Source organism: Streptomyces sp. NPDC026062, assembly GCF_055568375.1.
Genome location: NZ_JBVHOQ010000003.1, coordinates 237312 through 258241, shown reverse-complemented (window position 1 = coordinate 258241; position 20930 = coordinate 237312). Strand labels below are relative to the sequence as shown.

Annotated in this window: 19 protein-coding genes and 1 pseudogene; 11 read left to right on the top strand and 9 right to left on the bottom strand. The window is 68.7% G+C overall.

The genetic code is table 11. The features are described from left to right. Positions 1-5 precede the first annotated feature (5 nt). The 4 genes from ACZ4LX_RS04325 to ACZ4LX_RS04310 all read right to left on the bottom strand — a co-directional run bounded on the left by ACZ4LX_RS04325 (position 6) and on the right by ACZ4LX_RS04310 (position 3728). The gene (locus ACZ4LX_RS04325) at positions 6-323 is read right to left on the bottom strand and encodes a bifunctional 3-phenylpropionate/cinnamic acid dioxygenase ferredoxin subunit (RefSeq protein ID WP_136328637.1); all 318 of its coding nucleotides are present in this window, start codon (positions 321-323) and stop codon (positions 6-8) included. Then, a complete protein-coding gene (sufD, locus tag ACZ4LX_RS04320; protein ID WP_467635482.1) occupies positions 323-1504 on the bottom strand; it encodes a Fe-S cluster assembly protein SufD in 1182 nt (393 codons plus the stop codon). Before sufD ends, ACZ4LX_RS04325 begins: the two co-directional genes overlap by 1 nt. Positions 1505-1566: 62 nt before the next feature. Further along, positions 1567-2988, bottom strand: coding sequence for a Fe-S cluster assembly protein SufB (gene sufB, locus ACZ4LX_RS04315; protein ID WP_033303094.1), 1422 nt, complete (start codon positions 2986-2988; stop codon positions 1567-1569). Continuing rightward, positions 2985-3728, bottom strand: coding sequence for a helix-turn-helix transcriptional regulator (locus ACZ4LX_RS04310; RefSeq protein WP_467635476.1), 744 nt, complete (start codon positions 3726-3728; stop codon positions 2985-2987). Before ACZ4LX_RS04310 ends, sufB begins: the two co-directional genes overlap by 4 nt. Positions 3729-3864: 136 nt before the next feature. Between ACZ4LX_RS04310 and ACZ4LX_RS04305 the strand changes: the two genes are divergently transcribed. The 3 genes from ACZ4LX_RS04305 to ACZ4LX_RS04295 all read left to right on the top strand — a co-directional run bounded on the left by ACZ4LX_RS04305 (position 3865) and on the right by ACZ4LX_RS04295 (position 6666). Beyond that, positions 3865-4812, top strand: a complete 948-nt coding sequence (locus ACZ4LX_RS04305; protein WP_467635474.1) for an ABC transporter ATP-binding protein — start codon at positions 3865-3867, stop codon at positions 4810-4812. After that, positions 4809-5576: an ABC transporter permease gene (locus ACZ4LX_RS04300; protein WP_467635469.1), complete on the top strand. Its 768-nt coding sequence runs from the start codon at positions 4809-4811 to the stop codon at positions 5574-5576. Before ACZ4LX_RS04305 ends, ACZ4LX_RS04300 begins: the two co-directional genes overlap by 4 nt. Positions 5577-5652: 76 nt before the next feature. Further along, entirely contained in the window at positions 5653-6666 is a 1014-nt protein-coding gene (locus tag ACZ4LX_RS04295; RefSeq protein WP_467635465.1) for a COX15/CtaA family protein, read from the top strand. A gap of 97 nt (positions 6667-6763) precedes the next feature. On the opposite strand, the gene ACZ4LX_RS04290 is transcribed toward ACZ4LX_RS04295, so the two are convergent. Then, positions 6764-7120 carry a hypothetical protein gene (locus ACZ4LX_RS04290; RefSeq protein ID WP_467635462.1) on the bottom strand — a complete coding sequence of 119 codons (357 nt, stop codon included), beginning with the start codon at positions 7118-7120 and terminating at the stop codon, positions 6764-6766. A gap of 98 nt (positions 7121-7218) precedes the next feature. Further along, complete coding sequence (locus tag ACZ4LX_RS04285) at positions 7219-8172, bottom strand: heme o synthase (protein ID WP_467635457.1); 954 nt, start codon at positions 8170-8172, stop codon at positions 7219-7221. Between the two features lie 522 nt (positions 8173-8694). Between ACZ4LX_RS04285 and tkt the strand changes: the two genes are divergently transcribed. The 7 genes from tkt to ACZ4LX_RS04250 all read left to right on the top strand — a co-directional run bounded on the left by tkt (position 8695) and on the right by ACZ4LX_RS04250 (position 16358). Continuing rightward, on the top strand, positions 8695-10782 hold the full coding sequence (tkt, locus tag ACZ4LX_RS04280; RefSeq protein ID WP_467635454.1) for a transketolase: 2088 nt from the start codon (positions 8695-8697) through the stop codon (positions 10780-10782). A gap of 34 nt (positions 10783-10816) precedes the next feature. Then, the gene (tal, locus tag ACZ4LX_RS04275) at positions 10817-11935 is read left to right on the top strand and encodes a transaldolase (RefSeq protein WP_467635449.1); all 1119 of its coding nucleotides are present in this window, start codon (positions 10817-10819) and stop codon (positions 11933-11935) included. A gap of 5 nt (positions 11936-11940) precedes the next feature. Beyond that, positions 11941-13473: a glucose-6-phosphate dehydrogenase gene (gene zwf, locus ACZ4LX_RS04270; RefSeq protein WP_350988818.1), complete on the top strand. Its 1533-nt coding sequence runs from the start codon at positions 11941-11943 to the stop codon at positions 13471-13473. Beyond that, positions 13470-14486 (top strand): glucose-6-phosphate dehydrogenase assembly protein OpcA, encoded by a 1017-nt coding sequence (gene opcA / locus ACZ4LX_RS04265; RefSeq protein ID WP_467635444.1) that lies wholly within the window; start codon positions 13470-13472, stop codon positions 14484-14486. The genes zwf and opcA overlap by 4 nt, the downstream gene beginning before the upstream one ends. Further along, entirely contained in the window at positions 14483-15268 is a 786-nt protein-coding gene (pgl, locus tag ACZ4LX_RS04260) for a 6-phosphogluconolactonase (protein ID WP_467635439.1), read from the top strand. Before opcA ends, pgl begins: the two co-directional genes overlap by 4 nt. A gap of 79 nt (positions 15269-15347) precedes the next feature. Continuing rightward, on the top strand, positions 15348-15686 hold the full coding sequence (locus ACZ4LX_RS04255; RefSeq protein WP_467635436.1) for a VOC family protein: 339 nt from the start codon (positions 15348-15350) through the stop codon (positions 15684-15686). Positions 15687-15929: 243 nt separating this feature from the next. Beyond that, positions 15930-16358: a winged helix-turn-helix domain-containing protein gene (locus ACZ4LX_RS04250; protein ID WP_467635432.1), complete on the top strand. Its 429-nt coding sequence runs from the start codon at positions 15930-15932 to the stop codon at positions 16356-16358. Between the two features lie 469 nt (positions 16359-16827). On the opposite strand, the gene ACZ4LX_RS04245 is transcribed toward ACZ4LX_RS04250, so the two are convergent. Both ACZ4LX_RS04245 and ACZ4LX_RS04240 read right to left on the bottom strand, forming a co-directional pair. Beyond that, positions 16828-17430 carry a hypothetical protein gene (locus tag ACZ4LX_RS04245; RefSeq protein ID WP_467635427.1) on the bottom strand — a complete coding sequence of 201 codons (603 nt, stop codon included), beginning with the start codon at positions 17428-17430 and terminating at the stop codon, positions 16828-16830. Positions 17431-17905: 475 nt separating this feature from the next. Continuing rightward, entirely contained in the window at positions 17906-18109 is a 204-nt protein-coding gene (locus tag ACZ4LX_RS04240) for a hypothetical protein (protein WP_467635424.1), read from the bottom strand. Positions 18110-18252: 143 nt separating this feature from the next. On the opposite strand from ACZ4LX_RS04240, the gene ACZ4LX_RS04235 reads away from it, so the two are divergent. Continuing rightward, positions 18253-19590, top strand: coding sequence for a tetratricopeptide repeat protein (locus ACZ4LX_RS04235; RefSeq protein ID WP_467635772.1), 1338 nt, complete (start codon positions 18253-18255; stop codon positions 19588-19590). 932 nt (positions 19591-20522) lie between these two features. On the opposite strand, the pseudogene ACZ4LX_RS04230 reads toward ACZ4LX_RS04235, so the two are convergent. Continuing rightward, a pseudogene (locus ACZ4LX_RS04230) lies at positions 20523-20783 on the bottom strand (recombinase family protein); the annotation flags it as partial. Positions 20784-20930: the final 147 nt, after the last annotated feature.

Sequence of the window (20930 nt, the reverse complement as noted above, 5' to 3'; positions counted from 1 at the left end):
GTGACTCAGGACTCCTGGGTGACGGAGACGAGCACATCGTCCCCTTCGATCTTGACGGGGTATACGGGGACGGGGCGCGTCGCGGGAAGGCCGGACGGCTTGCCGGTGCGCAGGTCGAAGCTCGATCCGTGCAGCCAGCACTCGATCATGCAGTCCTCGACCTCGCCCTCGGACAGGGAGACGTTCGCGTGCGAGCAGATGTCGTTGATCGCGAACACCTCGCCCTCGGTGCGGACGACGGACACCGGCGTGCCGTCGAGCTCCACCCTCTTGGGGGTGTCGTCCTCCAGCTCGCTCAGCGCGCACGCCTTGACGAAGGTCATCAGACCGACGCCTTCAGCTCGGTCTCGATCTTGTCGAGGAGACGGGCTTCGACGTCCGGCAGGCCGATCTGCTGGACCAGCTCGGCGAAGAAGCCACGCACGACGAGGCGGCGGGCCTCCTCGGCCGGGATGCCGCGGGACTGGAGGTAGAAGAGCTGCTCGTCGTCGAACCGGCCGGTCGCGGAGGCGTGGCCGGCACCGACGATCTCACCGGTCTCGATCTCCAGGTTCGGCACCGAGTCGACCCGCGCGCCGTCCGTGAGGACCAGGTTGCGGTTCATCTCGTAGGTGTCGGTGCCCTCGGCGGCGGCCTGGATCAGGACGTCGCCGATCCACACGGCGTGGGCGCCGTCGCCCTGCAGCGCGCCCTTGTAGGCCACGTTGGACGTGCAGTGCGGAGTGTTGTGGTCGACCAGGAGGCGGTGCTCCTGGTGCTGGCCCTTGTCGGTGAAGTAGAGGCCGAAGAGCTCGGCCTCGCCGCCGGTGCCCGCGTAGGCGATCCGGGGGTGCAGCCGGACGAGGTCGCCGCCGAAGGTGACGACGATCGACTTGAAGGAGGCGTCGCGGCCGACCAGCGCGTTGTGCTGACCGACGTGGACGGCGCGCTCGTCCCAGTCCTGGACGGAGACGACGGTCAGCTTCGCACCGTCACCCAGGACGTAGTCGACGTTGGCGGCGAGCACCGCGTCGCCGGTGTGGTCGATGACGACGACTGCCTCGGCGAAGGCTCCCAGCTCGATGACCTGGTGGCCGTAAGCCACACCGCCCTCGCCGTGCACGGCGATACGGATCGGCTCGGTGAGCACGGCTTCCTTGCCGACGGTGACGACGGAGGCCTGCTCGAAGGACGAGTACGCCTGCGCGGCGACCCGGTCCACCGGTGTGCCGGCCTTGCCCAGGCGGACGTCGTCGCGGCCGACGGTCTCGACCGTGACACCCGCGGGAGCCTCGATGGCGACCTTCACACCGCTGCCGGTGGCGACGGCCGTGCCGTCGTGCAGCCCGCGCAGCCGCTCCAGCGGCGTGAACCGCCACTCCTCCTCGCGGCCGTGCGGGACCGGGAAGTCCGCGACGTCGAAGGACGGGGGCGCGCTCATGCGCGTGGCGACGGTCGACTCCGCGGCCACCGCGATGGAACCGGCGGTGGTGGATCCCGCAGGAATGTTCTGAGCCTCAGCCATGGCTGTCGTAGTGCTCGCTTTCTCAGTCGGACAATGTCAGGAGGGGGTCGGTCGTCGGCCTGCTAGCCGACCGAACCCTCCATCTGCAGCTCGATCAGCCGGTTGAGCTCAAGGGCGTACTCCATCGGGAGCTCCTTCGCGATCGGCTCGACGAAGCCGCGCACGATCATCGCCATCGCCTCGAACTCGGTCATGCCGCGGCTCATCAGATAGAAGAGCTGGTCCTCGGAGACCTTGGAGACGGTCGCCTCGTGACCCATCGACACGTCGTCCTCGCGGACGTCGACGTACGGGTAGGTGTCGGAACGCGAGATGGTGTCGACCAGCAGCGCGTCACAGAGCACGTTGGACTTCGCGCCGGGCGCGCCCTCGCCGATCTCGATGAGGCCTCGGTAGGAGGTACGGCCGCCGCCTCGCGCCACCGACTTGGAGACGATGTTGGACGAGGTGTTCGGAGCCATGTGGACCATCTTGGCGCCGGCGTCCTGGTGCTGGCCCTCGCCCGCGAAGGCGATGGACAGGGTCTCGCCCTTGGCGTGCTCGCCCATCAGGTAGACGGCCGGGTACTTCATGGTGACCTTGGAGCCGATGTTGCCGTCGACCCACTCCATGGTCGCGCCCTCGTAGGCGACGGCGCGCTTGGTCACCAGGTTGTAGACGTTGTTCGACCAGTTCTGGATCGTCGTGTAGCGGCAGCGGCCGCCCTTCTTCACGATGATCTCGACGACCGCGGAGTGCAGCGAGTCCGAGGAGTAGATCGGCGCGGTGCAGCCCTCGACGTAGTGGACGTAGGCGTCCTCGTCGACGATGATCAGCGTCCGCTCGAACTGGCCCATGTTCTCCGTGTTGATACGGAAGTAGGCCTGGAGCGGGATCTCCACGTGCACGCCCTTCGGCACGTAGATGAACGAGCCGCCGGACCACACTGCCGAGTTCAGCGAGGCGAACTTGTTGTCACCGACGGGGATGACGGTGCCGAAGTACTCCTTGAAGAGCTCCGGGTGCTCCTTCAGCGCGGTGTCGGTGTCCATGAAGATGACACCCTGCGCCTCCAGCTCCTCGTTGATCTGGTGGTAGACGACCTCGGACTCGTACTGCGCGGCGACACCGGCGACGAGGCGCTGCTTCTCCGCCTCCGGGATGCCGAGCTTGTCGTAGGTGTTCTTGATGTCCTCGGGCAGGTCCTCCCAGGACTCCGCCTGCTTCTCCGTGGAACGCACGAAGTACTTGATGTTGTCGAAGTCGATACCCGACAGGTCCGAGCCCCAGTTCGGCATGGGCTTCTTGCCGAAGAGCTTGAGGCCCTTGAGCCGCAGCTTCAGCATCCACTCGGGCTCGTTCTTCTTCTCCGAGATGTCGCGGACGACGGCCTCGGAGAGGCCTCGCTTGGCCGCTGCGCCTGCCGCGTCGGAGTCGGCCCAGCCGAATTCGTACGTACCCAGGCCCTCGAGCTCGGGGTGGGCAGTCTCCGTAGGGAGCGTCATGCGGGGTTCCTCCCGGACGTGCTTGCAGATGCTGAATCGGTGGTCTGTGTGGTGGTGGGGTGGCCGCTGCGCGGAATGTACGTCGTACACACCCCGTCGCCGTGGGCGATGGTGGCCAGACGCTGCACATGGGTCCCCAGGAGGCTGGAGAAGAACTCCGTCTCCGCCTCGCACAGCTGCGGGTACTGCTCGGCGACATGTGCGACCGGGCAGTGGTGCTGGCACAGCTGCTCGCCCTGTTGCGGGCCCGGCGCGCTGCGCGCCGTAGCAGCGTACCCGTCGGCGGACAAGGCCTTGGCCAACGCCTCCGTACGGGATTCGGGGGCCGCGGCCTCGACGGCCGCGCGGTAGGCCGCCGACTGGCCGGCGACCCTGGCACGGGCGAAGGCCACGACCGCTTCGTCGCCCGAGGTCTCGGCGATCCAGCGCAGGGCATCCGCGGCGAGCTGGTCGTACGACTGGTCGAAGGCGTCCCGGCCGCAGTCGGTCAGGGCGAACACCTTGGCCGGACGGCCGCGGGTCCGCGCCCCGTACACCCGCTGCTCGCGGGCCTCGACGACATCGTCGGACACGAGGGCGTCGAGGTGACGGCGGACGGCCGCCTGGGTGAGCCCCAGGCGCTTCGCCAGGTCGGCGACGGTGGACGGGCCGTGGTCCAGGATGGAGCGCGCGACCCGGTTGCGCGTCGAGCGCTCTCCGGTCGCGAGTTCCTCCTGCGGAGCCTCGCCCACGTATTTCACAACGCCATTGTTGCGTAATTCCTCCGGCTCTGACAACCACGGTCCGGAACGATCAAGGGTGTAATCCATCACTTAGGGTTACCTAATCGAGCCCCCGGACCGGACCCCCGCGGACGGCTGCCTAGACTCACTGCTTATGAATAGCCCCCCCGTTTCGCCCTCCTCCGGCCCGGCTGTCCAGGTCTGCGGCCTGGTGAAGCGGTACGGCAGCAAAGCCGCGGTGGACGGCCTCGACCTGGACGTCCGGGCCGGCGCGGTCACCGCGGTCCTCGGCCCCAACGGCGCGGGCAAGACCACCACGATCGAGACCTGCGAGGGGTACCGCCGCCCCGACGAGGGGACGGTCCGGGTCCTCGGCCTCGACCCGGTCGCCGACGCCGCGCGCCTGCGCCCCCGGATCGGCGTGATGCTCCAGTCGGGCGGCGTCTACTCCGGCGCGCGCGCCGACGAGATGCTGCGCCACATGGCGAAACTGCACGCCCACCCCCTGGACGTGGACGCCCTCGTCGAACGGCTGGGCCTGGGCGGCTGCGGCCGCACCACCTACCGCAGGCTCTCCGGCGGCCAGCAGCAGCGGCTCGCCCTGGCCATGGCCGTCGTCGGGCGCCCGGAACTCGTCTTCCTCGACGAGCCGACCGCCGGCCTCGACCCTCAGGCCCGCCGCTCCACCTGGGACCTCGTGCGCGAACTGCGCGCCGACGGGGTCTCCGTGATCCTCACCACCCACTTCATGGACGAGGCCGAGGAACTCGCCGACGACGTCGCCATCATCGACGCCGGCCGGCTCCTCGCCCAGGGCAGCCCCGAGACCCTGTGCCGCGGCGGCGCCGAGAACACCCTGCGCTTCACCGGCCGTCCCGGCCTCGACCTCGGCTCCCTGCTGAAGGCGCTGCCCGACGGCACGGAGGCCGCCGAGCTCGCCACCGGCGCGTACCGCATCACCGGCGGCGTCGACCCGCAGCTGCTGGCCACCGTCACCTCCTGGTGCGCCCAGCACGGTGTGATGCCCTCCGGCATCTCCGTCGAGCGCCACACCCTGGAGGACGTCTTCCTCGAACTGACCGGCAAGGAGCTGCGCGCATGAGCGCCGGTACGTACGCCCCCCGGCCCGGCGCCGCCCCGCTGCCACGCATGATCGCCTCGCAGACGGCGCTGGAGACCCGGATGCTGCTGCGCAACGGCGAGCAGCTGCTGCTGACGGTGATCATCCCGGCGCTGCTGCTCGTACTGTTCAGCGCGGTCGACATCGTGGATACCGGCTCGGGCGAGTCGGTCGACTTCCTGACCCCCGGCATCCTCGCCCTCGCCGTGATGTCCACGGCCTTCACGGGCCAGGCCATCGCCACCGGTTTCGAGCGGCGCTACGGCGTACTCAAGCGGCTCGCCGCCTCACCGCTCCCCCGCTGGGCGCTGATGACCGCCAAGACGCTCGCGGTCCTGGTCACCGAGGTGCTCCAGGTCGTGCTGCTGACGGTGATCGCGTTCGCGCTCGGCTGGTCGCCGCACGGCAACCCGTTCGCCGTGCTGCTGCTCCTGGTGCTGGGCACCGCCGCGTTCTCCGGCCTCGGCCTGCTGATGGCCGGGACGCTGAAGGCGGAGGCGACGCTGGCCGCCGCCAATCTGGTCTTCCTGCTGCTGCTGGTCGGCGGCGGGGTCATCGTGCCGCTGGACAAGTTCCCGGACGCGGTGCAGTCCGTGCTGGGGCTGCTGCCGATCGCGGCCCTGTCGGACGGGTTGCGGGACGTCCTGCAGCACGGTGCGGCGATGCCGTGGGGCGACCTGGGGATCCTCGCGGTGTGGACCGTGCTCGGGCTGGGCGCGGCGGCACGGTTCTTCCGCTGGGAGTGAGCCGGCGGACGCGCTCCGTAGGCGGTTCGGGGTAAGTCGTCCCCCTCGTGAAAGCTTGCACAAGCGGCCGCCTACGATGGTGCGCGTGCCCAAGCTGACCCGAGCCGAAGTCGCTCAAGCCGTGCGGAACCCGCTCCAGTACATCGCCGACCGCTGGACCCCGGCCCCCCGGACGGTCCGCCGTGCGGCCATGTCGGCCGTCGTCATGTCCGTCGCCATCGTCGTCACCGGTGGTGCCGTGCGGCTGACCGGTTCCGGCCTCGGCTGCCCGACCTGGCCCAAGTGCACCGACGAGAGCCTGACGGCCACCAGCGCGATGGGCTTCCACGGCGCCATCGAGTTCGGCAACCGGATGCTCACCTACGTCCTGTGCGCGGCGGTCGGCTGGGCGATCATCGCCGCCCGGTCCGCGAAGCCCTGGCGGCGCAGCCTCACCCGGCTGGGCTGGGCGCAGTTCTGGGTGGTCATGGGCAACGCCGTGCTCGGCGGCATCGTGGTGCTGGTCGGCCTGAACCCGTACACCGTCGCGGCGCACTTCCTGCTCTCCACCGCGCTGCTCGCGATCGCTCTGGTGACGTGGCAGCGGGTCCGTGAGGGCGACGAGGCGCCGCGCCCGCTGGTGGGCAAGTCGGTCGCCCAGCTCACCTGGCTGCTGGCGGTCGCCGCCGGACTGCTGATCGCGGTCGGCACGGTGGTCACGGGGGCCGGGCGGCACGCCGGTGACTCCAGCGACGTCCACCGGATCCCGATCGACTGGAAGATGATCGCCCAGCTGCACGCCGATCTGGCCTGGGTCGTGGTGGCGCTGACCGTCGCGCTCTGGTTCGTCCTGAAGGCCGTCGACGCGCCGGTCGGCCCGCTGCACCGGGCCCGGGACCTGTTCCTGATCCTGATGGCGCAGGGCGTGATCGGGTATGTGCAGTACTTCACCGACACGCCGGAGATCCTGGTCGGGCTGCACATGTTCGGCTCGTGTCTGGTCTGGATCGGCGTCGTTCGCGTCCTGCTGTCGCTGCGCGAGCGGCCGGTGAAGGCCCCCGCGGTGCCCGGCCCGGCGGCCGAACGGCCTCAGCCCGCCGCTGCGGGCTGAGCCCGCACTCCCGCTCCGCACCACACATCAGGGGCTCCCCCGCACGGCATGTACGCCGGCTGCGGGGGAGCCCCTGATGTGTGGTGCGTGCCGTTCCTCAGGCCTTGTTCGCCGGGCCGCCGATCTGGATGCCGGCCATGCGAGTCCACTCGTACGGCCCCGTGTGCACCTTCGCCGCGAACTCGCCGTCGAAGGACTCGTGCATCGTGATCCCGGACTTCTGCGCGGCGCTCTCCGCGACCTCGTACGAGGGGGCGACGAGATCGCCCCAGCCGCCGTCCTCGCCGACGAGGACGATGCGGGTGCCCATCTGCCCGATGTAGGCGAGCTGCCCCTCGGCACCGCCGTGCGCCTTCGCGAAGGCGCCGATCTGCTTGGCCAGCCTGGCCGCCCTGCGCTCCGCGCGTGCCGCCTGCTTGCCGTCCACCTGCTGGGTCTCAGCCGTCTCTGCCATGCACAGGATGCTACCGATGGGTAGATGAACGTGCGACGGGCGGGGAGCGTGGCCTGTGCCACGGTCCCCGCCCGTCGGCAGGTCGTACGGAGGAAGCGCTACCTCAGGAAGGGGTCCACCGCCACGGCGACGAACAGCAGCGACACATAGGTGATCGACCAGTGGAACAGCCGCATCTCCTTGAGCTTCGCGCCGGTCACCCCGGACTTGGCCCGGTTCAGCAGGGCGTGCGCCTCCCAGAGCCAGAAGCCACCGGTCAGCACGGCCACCGCCGTGTAGAACCAGCCGGTGTAGCCCAGCGGGGTCAGCAGCAGCGAGACGGCCACCATCACCCAGCTGTAGAGGACGATCTGGCGGGCCACCACCCGATTGGACGCGATGACCGGCAGCATCGGCACGCCGACGCGCGCGTAGTCGTCCTTCACCTTCATGGAGAGCGGCCAGTAGTGCGGCGGCGTCCAGAAGAAGATGACGGCGAAGAGGATCACCGCCGCCCAGGACATCGAGTTGGTCACGGCCGACCAGCCGATGAGCACCGGCATGCAGCCCGCGATGCCGCCCCAGACGATGTTCTGCGCGGTGCGGCGCTTCAGGATCATCGTGTACACGACGACGTAGAAGAGCAGGGCGCCGAGCGACAGAGCCGCCGACAGCCAGTTCACCAGCAGGCCGAACCAGACCGTCGAGATCACCGCGAGCGCGATACCGAAGGCCAGGCACTCGCGCGGGCTGACCATTCCGGTGACCAGCGGACGCTGCGACGTACGGTCCATCAACGCGTCGATGTCGCGGTCGATGTACATGTTCAGTGCATTGGCACCACCGGCGGACAGATATCCGCCGATCGTGGTTGTGAGCACGAGCCACAGGTCGGGTACACCCTGAGCGGCCAGGAACATCACCGGAACAGTGGTGATCAGCAACAGCTCGATGATCCGAGGCTTGGTCAGTGCCACGAATGCCTTGACACGGGCCCCGAATGGGCGATGGCCCCCTGGGCTCGGAGTCAAGGCGACCCCTGCGGGTCGGGACTCGACGGCCGTCACGCACACCCCTGACAGAGAAATCCCAGCAAGCTCCGGGCATGAAGGCCCAGTAAAGACTTGCGCGAACCAGACCACTGTAGACGTTGGGGACAGGGCGTCCTTCTCGGGGGTGGGGTCGTGTTGATGTGGCGTGACGGGTTGCCGCGGCACATCGGTACGGCACCGCCCCCGCCGGCCGGGGCACAGGCGGCCACGCCTTCGCACATCTCCGGGGAACGTCTGGCGCGGACCACTCGCACAGATGTACTCCGGCGCACTCAGGAGAGGACTCAGTAGTGACTCAGCGCGCTCACCGGAGGTCTCAGCAGTGGCCCAGGACGCTCATCGGAGGCCTCAGGAGTGAGCCCGCACGCTCATCGGAGTGAGCCCATCGGTGAGCCCGCGCGCTCATACGGGAGGCGGATTCGGCAGGCCGCCCGCACCCTGGAAGGAGCCGGAAAACACGGGTGCCGACGGGGGTAGGCTCGACGACGCCCGGTGCGGTAACAGTCACCGGCTTACGACAGTGGAGAGGAGCCCTGACTCAGGGTGAGCACCAAGCCGACCACCACAGACCTCCAGTGGACCGAATTGGACCAGCGGGCCGTGGACACCGTCCGTGTCCTGGCCGCGGACGCCGTACAGAAGGTCGGAAACGGCCACCCGGGTACGGCGATGAGCCTGGCTCCCGCCGCGTACACCATCTTCCAGAAGGTGATGCGGCACGACCCCGCCGACGCGGAGTGGACCGGCCGTGACCGGTTCGTGCTCTCGGCGGGCCACAGCAGCCTGACCCTCTACATCCAGCTCTACCTGGCCGGGTACGGCCTGGAGCTCGATGACCTGAAGGCGTTCCGTACCTGGGGCTCGAAGACCCCGGGGCACCCGGAGTACGGCCACACCACCGGTGTGGAGACGACCACCGGTCCGCTGGGCCAGGGTGTCGCCAACGCGGTGGGCATGGCCATGGCCGCCCGCTACGAGCGCGGTCTGTTCGACCCGGAGGCGGCCCCCGGCACCTCCCCGTTCGATCACATGGTGTGGGCCGTCGCCGGTGACGGCTGCCTCCAGGAGGGCATCTCCGCGGAGGCGTCGTCGCTGGCCGGGCACCAGAAGCTGGGCAACCTGGTCCTGCTGTGGGACGACAACCACATCTCGATCGAGGGCGACACGGAGACCGCGGTCTCCGAGGACACCCTCAAGCGCTACGAGGCGTACGGCTGGCACGTCCAGCGTGTCGAGCAGCTGCCCAGCGGTGACCTGGACCCGGCGGGCCTGTACAAGGCGCTGCTGGCCGCCAAGGCCGAGACCGGGCGCCCCTCGTTCATCGCGGCCCGCTCGATCATCGCCTGGCCCGCCCCCGGTGCGCAGAACACCGAGGCCGCGCACGGCTCGGCGCTCGGCGACGACGAGGTCGCCGCGACCAAGCGCGTGCTGGGCTTCGACCCGGAGAAGACCTTCGAGGTCGCCGACGAGGTCATCGCGCACACCCGCCGGGCACTGGACCGCGGCCGCGAGGCCAGGGCCGAGTGGGAGAAGACCTTCGCCGCCTGGCGCACCGCCAGCCCGGAGCGCGCCGCCGAGTTCGACCGGATCTCCGCGGGCGAGCTGCCCGAGGGCTGGGAGGACAAGCTCCCCGTCTTCGAGCCCGGCAAGGGTGTCGCCACCCGTGCCGCCTCCGGCAAGGTCCTCCAGGCGCTGGGTGACATCGTGCCCGAGCTGTGGGGCGGCTCCGCCGACCTCGCGGGCTCGAACAACACCACGATCGACAAGACGTCGTCGTTCCTCCCGGCCGGCAACCCGCTGCCGGGCGCGGACCCGTACGGCCGCACGATCCACTTCGGTATCCGCGAGCACGCCATGGCCGCGGCCATGAACGGCATCGCGCTGCACGGCAACACCCGTATCTACGGCGGCACCTTCCTGGTGTTCTCCGACTACATGCGCAACGCCGTGCGCCTGTCCGCGCTGATGCACCTGCCGGTCACCTACGTGTGGACGCACGACTCGATCGGCCTGGGCGAGGACGGCCCGACCCACCAGCCCGTGGAGCACCTGGCCTCGCTGCGCGCCATCCCGGGCCTGAACGTGGTCCGCCCGGCCGACGCCAACGAGACCTCCCTCGCCTGGCGCGAGATCCTGCGCCGCTACACCAAGGTGTTCGGCAAGGGCGCCCCGCACGGGCTCGCGCTGACCCGTCAGGGCGTGCCGACGTACGAGGCGAACGAGAACGCGGTCAAGGGCGGCTACGTGCTCTTCGAGGCCGAGGGCGGCGCGCCCGAGGTCGTCCTGATCGGCACCGGTTCCGAGGTCCACCTCGCCGTCGAGGCACGCGAGGAACTCCAGGCCGCCGGCATCCCGGCCCGTGTCGTGTCGATGCCGTGTGTCGAGTGGTTCGAGGAACAGGACCAGGCATACAAGGACAGCGTCCTGCCGCCGTCGGTGAAGGCCCGCGTCGCGGTCGAGGCCGGCATCGGCCTGACCTGGTACCGGTACGTCGGCGACGCCGGCCGGATCGTCTCCCTGGAGCACTTCGGCGCCTCCGCCGACGCCAAGGTCCTCTTCCGCGAGTTCGGCTTCACCGGCGAGGCCGTCGCGGCCGCCGCCCGGGAATCTCTCGCCGCCGTCACGCGCTGACGCCGTTATACGACTAGTAGGAGATGCAATTCTCATGACAGACGCACTCAAGCGCCTCTCCGACGAGGGCGTGGCGATCTGGCTCGACGACCTCTCGCGCAAGCGGATCACCTCGGGCAACCTCGCCGAGCTGATCGACCAGAGCCACGTCGTGGGTGTCACGACCAACCCCTCGATCTTCCAGAAGGCGATCTCGCACGGCGACGGTTACGAGCAGCAGCTCACCGACCTCGCCACCCGCAAGGTCACCGTGGACGAGGCCATCCGCATGATCACCACGGCGGACGTCCGTGACGCCGCCGACATCCTGCGTCCGGTGTTCGACACCACGGACGGCCAGGACGGCCGGGTCTCCATCGAGGTCGACCCGCGTCTGGCCCACCACACGGCCGCCACGGTCGCCGAGGCCAAGCAGCTGGCCTGGCTGGTGGACCGGCCGAACACGCTCATCAAGATCCCGGCGACGAAGGCCGGTCTGCCGGCGATCACCGAGGTCATCGGCAAGGGCATCAGCGTCAACGTCACGCTGATCTTCTCGCTGGAGCGCTACCGCGAGGTCATGGACGCCTACCTGGCGGGCCTGGAGAAGGCGAAGGCCGCGGGCCTGGACCTCTCCAAGATCCACTCGGTGGCCTCCTTCTTCGTGTCCCGTGTGGACACCGAGATCGACAAGCGGCTCGACGCCGTCGGCACCGACGAGGCCAAGGCCCTCAAGGGCAAGGCCGCTCTCGCCAACGCCCGGCTCGCCTACCAGGCGTTCGAGGAGGTCTTCTCCTCGGACCGCTGGGCCGCGCTGGACAAGGCGCACGCCAACAAGCAGCGTCCGCTGTGGGCCTCCACCGGTGTGAAGGACCCCGCGTACAAGGACACGCTGTACGTGGACGACCTGGTCGCCCCCGGCACGGTGAACACCATGCCCGAGGCCACCCTGGACGCCACCGCGGACCACGGGCAGATCACGGGCAACACCATCGCCGGCACCTACGGGCAGGCCCGCGCCGAGCTCGACGCCGTCGGGAAGCTGGGTGTCTCGTACGACGACGTCGTCCAGCTGCTGGAGGACGAGGGCGTCGAGAAGTTCGAGGCCGCCTGGATCGACCTGCTCAACTCGACCGAGGCAGAGCTCAAGCGCCTCGCCCCTTCGGAGGGCTGACCACTTTGTCTGGTGTTCCCGGAGCCAACCCGCTCCGTGACGCCCAGGACCGACGGCTCCCGCGCATCGCGGGGCCGTCGGGCCTGGTCATCTTTGGCGTCACGGGCGATTTGTCCCGTAAGAAGCTGATGCCCGCCGTCTACGACCTGGCCAACCGCGGCCTGCTGCCGCCGGGCTTCTCGCTCATCGGTTTCGCGCGCCGCGAGTGGCAGGACGAGGACTTCGCGCAGGAGGTTCACGACGCCGTCAAGCAGCACGCCCGTACCGAGTTCCGCGAAGAGGTCTGGCAGCAGCTCATCCAGGGGATGCGCTTCGTCCAGGGCAACTTCGACGACGACGAGGCCTTCGAGACCCTGAAGGCGACGATCCAGGAGCTCGACCAGGCGCAGGGGACGGGCGGCAACTTCGCCTTCTACCTCTCCGTGCCGCCGAAGTTCTTCCCCAAGGTCGTCCAGCAGCTCAAGAAGCACGGGCTCGCGGACCAGAAGGAGGGCTCCTGGCGGCGTGCCGTCATCGAGAAGCCCTTCGGTCACGACCTGAAGAGCGCGCAGGAGCTCAACCAGCTCGTGCACGACGTCTTCCCGCCCAACGAGGTCTTCAGGATCGACCACTACCTGGGCAAGGAGACGGTCCAGAACATCCTGGCGCTGCGCTTCGCCAACACGATGTTCGAGCCGATCTGGAACCGGTCCTACGTCGACCACGTCCAGATCACGATGGCCGAGGACATCGGCATCGGCGGCCGGGCCGGCTACTACGACGGTATCGGCGCCGCCCGTGACGTCATCCAGAACCACCTGCTCCAGCTGCTGGCGCTGACCGCGATGGAGGAGCCCGGCTCCTTCCACCCGAAGGCCCTGGTCGCCGAGAAGCTCAAGGTCCTCACGGCCGTCGAGCTGCCCGACGACCTCGGCAAGCACACCGTGCGCGGTCAGTACGCGCACGCGTGGCAGGGCGGCGAGGAAGTCCTCGGGTATCTGGAGGAGGACGGTATCGACCCCAAGTCGAAGACCGACACCTTCGCCGCGATCAAGCTCACGGTCAACAACCGCCGCTGGGCGGGCGTGCCGTTCTACCTCCGCACCGGAAAGCGGCTCGGCCGCCGGGTCACGGAGATCGCGGTCGTCTTCAAGCGCGCCCCGTACCTCCCGTTCGAGTCCGGGGCGACGGAGGAGCTGGGCGGCAACGCCCTGGTCATCCGGGTCCAGCCGGACGAGGGTGTGACCGTGCGCTTCGGCTCCAAGGTGCCCGGCACCTCCATGGAGGTCCGGGACGTGACGATGGACTTCGCCTACGGCGAGTCCTTCACCGAGTCCAGCCCGGAGGCCTACGAGCGGCTCATCCTCGATGTGCTGCTCGGCGACGCCAACCTCTTCCCCCGCCACCAGGAGGTCGAACTCTCCTGGAACATCCTCGACCCGATCGAGGAGTACTGGGACAAGCACGGCAAGCCCGCGCAGTACCCGGCGGGCACCTGGGGCCCGGCCGAGGCGGACGAGATGCTCGCACGAGACGGACGGAGCTGGCGCCGGCCATGAAGATCGATCTCACGGAAACCACTTCCAGCAAGATCAACCAGGCGCTGGTGTCGGCCCGTCGTGCCATCGGCACCCCGGCGATCGGCATGGTGCTCACGCTGGTCATCGTCACCGACGAGGAGAACGCCTACGACGCGCTCAAGTCGGCGGGCGACGCCTCGCGCGAGCACCCCTCGCGGATCATCGCGGTGATCAAGCGGGTCAGCCGTTCGCCGCGCAGCCGTCGCGACGCCCGGCTGGACGCCGAGGTCCGGGTCGGCTCCGACGCGGGCACCGGTGAGACCGTGGTGCTGCGGCTCCACGGCGAACTCGCCAACCACGCCCAGTCGGTGGTCCTGCCGCTGCTGCTGCCCGACGCACCCGTCGTGGTGTGGTGGCCCGAGGCCGCGCCCGCCGATCCGGCGAAGGACCCGCTGGGCGCGCTCGCCCAGCGCCGGATCACGGACGCCTACTCGGCGGAGCACCCGGGCGACGAGCTGGCGGTACGCGCCAAGTCGTACACCCCCGGTGACACCGATCTGTCCTGGACCCGGATCACGCCCTGGCGCTCGATGCTGGCGGCCGCGCTCGACCAGCAGTCCGTGCAGGTCGTCTCGGCGACGGTCGAGGGCGAGTCCGAGAACCCGAGCTGCGAGCTGCTGGCCATGTGGCTCGCGGACCGGCTCCAGATCCCGGTCGAGCGGACCATGTCCGGCGGCCCGGGTCTGACGGCTGTCCGGATGGAGACCAAGGAGGGCACGATCGTGCTCGACCGGGCCGACGGCTCGCTGGCCACGCTCTCCATGGTGGGACAGCCGGACCGCGCGGTGGCGCTCAAGCGCCGGGAGACCGCGGAGCTGCTCGCCGAGGAGCTGCGCCGGCTCGACCCGGACAACACCTACGCGTCCTCGGTGAAGTTCGGCGTGGACCGGCTCGGGGAGGCGGCGAAGCCGAAGGCGGCGGCGTCCGCGTCGTCGGCCGCTCCCGCCACGAAGAAGACGGCCGCGCCCGCGAAGAAGGCGGCGTCGAAGTGAGTGTCGTCCCGCAGCTCGTCGTGCACCGCGACAAGGAGCTGATGGCGCAGGCCGCGGCGGCCCGGCTGATCACGAAGATCGTGGACGCCCAGGCCGCGCGCGGTCACGCCTCGGTGGTGCTCACCGGCGGTCGCAACGGCAACGGCCTGCTGGCCGCACTCGCCGGTGCGCCCGCCCGGGACGCGGTCGACTGGTCGCGGCTCGACCTGTGGTGGGGCGACGAGCGGTTCCTGCCGGAAGGCGATCCGGAACGCAATGTCACGCAGGCCCGCGAGGCCCTGCTGGACTCGGTGCCGCTGGACCCGTCCCGGGTGCACGCGATGCCCGCGTCGGACGGTCCGTACGGCCAGGACGTGGACGCGGCAGCGGCCGCGTACGCCGCCGAACTGGCCGCCGCGGCCGGTCCGGAGGACCACGGACCGGTGCCGGTGTTCGATGTGCTGATGCTGGGCGTCGGTCCCGACACCCATGTCGCCTCGCTCTTCCCGGAGCTGCCGGCGGTACGGGAGACCGAGCGCACCGTCGTCGGTGTGCACGGGGCTCCCAAGCCGCCGCCCGTCCGTGTCTCGCTCACGCTGCCCGCGATCCGGGCGGCGCGTGAGGTGTGGCTGCTCGCCGCGGGCGAGGACAAGGCGGAGGCGGCGGAGATCGCGCTGTCGGGGGCCGGGGAGGTCCAGGCCCCGGCGGCGGGCGCGTACGGCCGCAGCCGCACACTGTGGCTGCTGGACGCGGCGGCGGCCTCGCGGCTGCCGCGTGCCCTGTACCCGCCTGCGTCCGCCTGACCGTACGCCGTCGGTGCTCCTCCCGGGCCCGGTCCGCTCCTCGGAACGGACCGGGCCCGGGACGTGAAAGGCTCGGCCCATGCGGATCGGCAGCGTGGTGATGGGTGCGTCGGACGTCCGGCGAGCGGCGGCCTTCTGGAAGGCCGCGCTCGGGTACGTCGAGCGGGAGCCGTCGACCGACGACTGGGTGGTGCTGGTCCCGGCCGAGGGGCCCGGGGCGGGCGTCTCGCTGGGCCGCAGCGACGTCCCGGTGCAGGAGGTCCCCCGGGTCCACCTCGACCTGTACACCGAGGAGCAGGACGCCGAGGTGGCGCGGCTGCTCGCCCTCGGGGCGGTGGAGACCGACTGGAAGCTCTACCCGGACGACCCCGACTTCGTGGTCCTCGCGGACCCCAACACTCCTGACTACCGGTTCTGACGATACGCGCACGTCAGCGCCAACGACAGAGCCCCGCACGGCACTTGGCCGCGCGGGGCGTTTTGCTGTCTGTGTGCCCGTCTACGGAGTGCGTAGCTCGCCCTCGGGGGTCGGGTCCGCGCCGAGCTTCACGGCATGTTCGGGGCAGGCGTAGAGGGTCGTTCCAGGGCCGCTGGTGCTCTGAATCCAGCGGACCGGAACCGGGGCGCGCGTGACGGCCTTGCACGCGATACACAGCGCCACGTGACCCGCGAGGGTTACCGGGAACAGTTCGTCGGCGGTCACGCCGCTACCCCCCTGACGCGTGTCCCGGACGCGTGTGATGTTGATGGTGGGGAAGTCGTAGTCCACGCCGATTTCGGAGAACGCGGCGGCCCACCACCGTTCGCGCTGTTCCGGGGTGAGCGAGCGAGTTTCCTTGACTACGACGCCCCGAAACCGCCGTATCAGCAGATCGCGGCGGAGATCATCCGGGATATCGAGTCGGGCAGGCTCGCCGTAGACCGCCCGATCCCCTCGGAGTCGTCATTGATCCAGCGGTGGGGTGTGGCACGGGACACCGCCCGCCGCGCGGTGCGGCACTTGCGGGAACTCGGGTACGTCTACACCGTGCCGCAGCGGGGCACGTACGTGCGCGACCGCAGCGAGGATGAGCACCAGGACGCGCAGTAGCCCCGTCCGCGCGCCACGGGGGCAGCACACGGACGGGGCTTAACTCGGGGAGCCGGCGCGTCACGTGCCGCACCGGTCCCCCTCATCCCTCGCGGCTACTTGCGCGGTCTCCGCGAGGGGCCTTGCACCCGTTCCGGTCTCGACCTGCCCAAGGGTGACCCGGACCGAAACGGGCGTCTCCACCTGCCCCCGCAGGGCTAGGGTCGATCTATGGACGCGCCTTACGTGAACGCCGATGACATCGACCATCCGGCGTGCGGTATCTGTCCCTCAAAGCGACTTCCCCGGTCCGGGTTCGTGGTCTACGACCGGCCGAACCGGGAATGCCCCTTTAACCCAGACGACGGATACCGCTACGCCCCGGATGGGGTGCCCGCCTGCGTCCACCCCCACAAGGTGGGGCTAGAGCCCGAGAAGTTCGCGCCCGCGCCGGAACCGCCGGCACTGGACGAGCCCGAACCGGTTCCGGCTAAGCGGCGGTGGTGGCGTCGGAGCTGAGCGGGATGGACACCTTCTGACCCCGATCGGTGACGCCGATACCGGCGTACACCCTGTCCAGCACCGTGCGGCGGCGCTCGGCCTCGTCGGCGGGAATCCAGTACCGCTCATCGACGGACCCAAACGCCGCCTTGTACGCCTGGTGCGTCCAGTCGCCGGAGTCCCACGGGGTGTCGTTCACGTGCTCGTTGACCGTTGAGTGAACGAACAGGTGGCCCGTGCGCCGCTGGATGCGGGACAAGGCCGTGAACTGCGCACACAGCGCATGGCATGTCACATCCACCGGGACCAGGACGGGGATCTCGGCGGCCAGCTCGTCGCCGGTCATCTCGTAGACGGCCGACTTGAGCGCCATCACCCGCAGGGCGTCAGCGAGCAGCGGCCGCGCGTCGCGGGACACGTCGAACTCGATCACGAGCGGCCCGCCGTAGAAGTCGTCCCAGTCGGACGAGTAGGCGGCGCATCCCTCCATGACCGTCTTCATCTCGCTGTCGGCGTGCCACGCCGTGTGGATTTCCCGTGCACGCTCGGCCACTTTCTCGGGGGCCGGACGGGTCAGCGTTGAGGTTGCCACTTGCACTCTCCTTGTCGGTCGTGCACTACGGGAACCCGATCCAAGTGCCCTATGTCTTCACGCTGTTGGCAATTGGGGCGGGGGACTGCACCGCCCCACCGGACCGCTCGGGCAGGGCAGCCAGAAAGGAAGTGTCCAGCGGGGCGGAGATCAAAGGCGGCCGGTAGCAGCCAGCGCGGGGATCGCCGTGGCGAGCACGGCGACCGTGAACACGAACACGGACCATCCGAACCGGCGTACGTTCCTCACTCGGCTCCCCGGAGCGGCACACAGTGGGGGCAGTGGTCGTGACGCTGGTTCGGCGGATGCGCCGGGCCAGGCAGATGGATCACGCCGGAAGCGCTGACCGCTCCGCCGTACTGCGACCACCAGCCGGCCGGAGAGTCCGCGTACGGCCCGTTGGGGTCGCCTACGAGGCTGACTGGCTCCGGAGCCGGGAGAAGCCGCGCACGACTCTGCGGCTTTACGGGGGCACTCACGCGTGCTCGTCCGCGAGGTGGCGGCGCAACCGCACGTTGCAGTCGCTCACGCGGCTGCCGTCACCGTTTACCTTGGCGTGGCCCCGGTCCATGGCGACCTTGTCGCAGTGCGCGCATCCCGGTACCGGCTGCGGGTCTGCCTCCAGCCTCAACGGGAGGTTCACGGGGTTCCCCATGACCGTCTGCGCGTGCTTCTCCATGCTCGGACCCTCCTTGCGGCGCCATCCCTTGCGGTGGCTGTGCTCGCACTAGGCAACCGCCCGACCACGCACAGCGGTACCGTTGGGAAGAGGGCGGGAGTTAAGAGCGTTAAGCGGTGACAGCACGGGAGTTGGGGCCAGTGATGACACGACAGCCGAACGCCGGACTTGAGCGGCTGTACCGCGAGAGCGGGTGGACCCTGCGGCAGTTCGCCCAAGAGGTCAACCGCATCGGAACCGAGCGCGGCACCCCTCTCAAGTACCAACAGCCGTCAGTGCACCAGTGGTTGAGCGGCCACCTGCCGAAGGAAACTGTCCGACCGCTGATTCTGGAAGCGCTCGCCCGGAGACTGCTCCGTCCCATCACGCACGCCGATGCAGGATTCCCGGTACTCCCGGAAGAGTCCAACAGCCACCTGACTACCGTTGAAGGGCTGGTAGACCTCGGGAGGCAAGACATGGAACCCTCACGTCGTAGCGTCCTGAGTGCGGGACTGTTCTCCGTGGCCCTTACCGTCCCTGGATGGCCGGATGTTGTGGGGCGTATGGAAGCGGTTCGGTCTGGAAAGACCCAACGCATAGGGATGGCCGATGTAAACATGGTCATCGCTATGACGGAGCGTGTATCTGATTTGGACGACCAATTCGGAGGTCGGCACGCTCGCCCAATGGCTGCGGCATTCCTCGTAAACACGGTTGCCCCCTACCTTCGAGCCAACGCAACAGAGGAAGTCCGCAAGGCGATGCTATCGGCGGCTTCCGATCTCTGCTATCTCACCGGATACATGGCCGTGGACGAAGGCGTCCACGGCCTGGCGCAACAGTATTACCTGAAAGCGCTAGAACTGGCGGGTACTTCGGAAGATCACCTCACGTATTGCACAACCCTGCGAGGAATGAGCGTTCAGGCCGTTGATCTGCGCCACGGAAAGACCGCGATGCGTCTTGCTGACGCTGCCGCGTCTGCATCTCCGCAGGCTGGTCCTAGAATGCGTGCCTTTCTGGCGGGGCAGCAAGCGCACGCCTCCGCACAGCTTGGCGAGCGCACGAGGGCGCTCATGTATCTGCGAGAGGCCGAAGTAGCGATGGAAAAGGCCGAATCCCAGACTAAGACGTTCGGCTCTTACAACCCGTCCTCTCTGACCTATCACGCAGGGCAGGTTCGTTACGAACTAGGCGATATCAAGGGGTCAGTAAAAGACTTGGAGGAATCCGATAAGCTGCGGCACAGCTCGTTCAAGAGGAATCGGATTCGCTATCTTTCCATGCTTGCCGAACGTCAGCTAGAGATCGGCCATCTCGAAAGCGCGTGTGCCACCTGGGTCAAAGTCGTGGAAATTTACCCCGACGTCCAATCGGGGCAGTGCGATAAAGCCATGTCCGCGATGCAGGCTCGAATTCGCCCCTATCTCAAGAACCAGACTGCTCGCAGCCTTTACGAGCGCGCACGCCTCGTTTCCCCGCCATCGGTTATTGCCTAAGCTTCAAAGAGAAAGCCCCCGCGCCCATCATTCAATATCGAACGATGCACACGGGGCGGGTGTTGCTGTTAAATCAGACGGAGGTCACCCCCGCAAGAATGCCTCAATGAGCCACGTGAGTTCTTTGCCTCCCTGCCGCTCAGGGTCGGAAGGAGAGGGGGAGTACCCCCCTGGTCAGAACGGCGGGCGTTCGTTCGCCTCGCGCCGTGACCGTGCTTCTGCGGCGAACCCGCCCGGGCTGGTTGCGCGCAGTCTCGCGGTTGTGACACGCGACGCACAGCGGACGCAGATGCTTCGCAGCATCAGGACTCGGTTCGCCCCGAGCAATCAACTCGCGGCGCGACAAGGGGAAATGGTCCGCAACGTTCGCCGCCCGACCGCACAGCACGCACCACGGGTTCGCGTACAGGTACGCCCGCCGGACGCGCTGCCAACGGATTGTGTACACCGCACCACCACGCGACGCACGGTCCTGGTTCGCTTCCCTGCTGTGCTGCGGGCAGCGGCCACCACGGGGGGGGTCAGCTCGGGGCACCCGGGGACAGAGCACGGGGGGCGGGGTCGTCGGGGCATGGGGCACCTTCACGGGGGGACATCCAAGAATCTTTTCTCTGAAATCGCTATATCGATAATGTGGCGAGCATTCCGGGGTGTCCTTGCGGTTCGCTTGGTGCATGACGAAGCAGAGCGACGCTCCCGCCTTTGAACTCCGCTGCGGCGGACTACACCTGACCATTCAGCGCATCCCCGGATGGCTGGTGGCAGCCCTCGCCACCGCCACGGGAAGCGGACTCGCCGCATGGTTTACGTCACAGTAGGGCGCGCTACATGCCCGGTAGCCCCGCTGTCAGCTCGGTGTACTCATCACACCTTTGTGGGGATTGCAGGGAACTGAGATTCCATCACCCCCAGCAACGGGCGCAAACAGGACAGTACTGTCCGAGGGCGGGACGGTCGAACGGGGCTATCTTGCTCGCCGACACGTCAAGGTCTACGGCCTCGCGGAGCGCGTCACCGGACCCAGAGTCGATGTTGAGTTCTGCCGCAACCTTGTCGTCGGCCGCGCGCTGCCGCTCGGGGCTGGTGGTCTCGTCGGTCAGGACGGACAGGCGCACGCACCGCACACCCCGCAGGGTCCGCGTTTCGTAGACCGTGCCCGTGAGGGGGTTCCGGTGGTTGTGATTGGCCTCCATACTTTTTGTGGGGAGCGGGGGTTGCTTGCGCTCTCTGTTCTCCATGGAACTGGTAGGGACCGAGGGGGTTCCGCTACCCGGCTTGACCAGCGTCGATGGCACCATGTCCGCACTCCAGAACGTCTAGTTCTGAGTGTTGGGAGACAC

Coding starts and splice junctions, on each gene's coding strand:
- ACZ4LX_RS04300 (WP_467635469.1), top strand. CDS start 4,809: ATGAGCGCCGGTACGTACGCCCCCCGGCCCGGCGCCGCCCCGCTGCCA.
- opcA (WP_467635444.1), top strand. CDS start 13,470: ATGAAGATCGATCTCACGGAAACCACTTCCAGCAAGATCAACCAGGCG.
- ACZ4LX_RS04305 (WP_467635474.1), top strand. CDS start 3,865: ATGAATAGCCCCCCCGTTTCGCCCTCCTCCGGCCCGGCTGTCCAGGTC.
- sufD (WP_467635482.1), bottom strand. CDS start 1,504: ATGGCTGAGGCTCAGAACATTCCTGCGGGATCCACCACCGCCGGTTCC.
- ACZ4LX_RS04325 (WP_136328637.1), bottom strand. CDS start 323: ATGACCTTCGTCAAGGCGTGCGCGCTGAGCGAGCTGGAGGACGACACC.
- ACZ4LX_RS04295 (WP_467635465.1), top strand. CDS start 5,653: ATGGTGCGCGTGCCCAAGCTGACCCGAGCCGAAGTCGCTCAAGCCGTG.
- ACZ4LX_RS04290 (WP_467635462.1), bottom strand. CDS start 7,120: ATGGCAGAGACGGCTGAGACCCAGCAGGTGGACGGCAAGCAGGCGGCA.
- ACZ4LX_RS04240 (WP_467635424.1), bottom strand. CDS start 18,109: ATGGAGAAGCACGCGCAGACGGTCATGGGGAACCCCGTGAACCTCCCG.
- sufB (WP_033303094.1), bottom strand. CDS start 2,988: ATGACGCTCCCTACGGAGACTGCCCACCCCGAGCTCGAGGGCCTGGGT.
- ACZ4LX_RS04255 (WP_467635436.1), top strand. CDS start 15,348: ATGCGGATCGGCAGCGTGGTGATGGGTGCGTCGGACGTCCGGCGAGCG.
- ACZ4LX_RS04235 (WP_467635772.1), top strand. CDS start 18,253: ATGACACGACAGCCGAACGCCGGACTTGAGCGGCTGTACCGCGAGAGC.
- tal (WP_467635449.1), top strand. CDS start 10,817: ATGACAGACGCACTCAAGCGCCTCTCCGACGAGGGCGTGGCGATCTGG.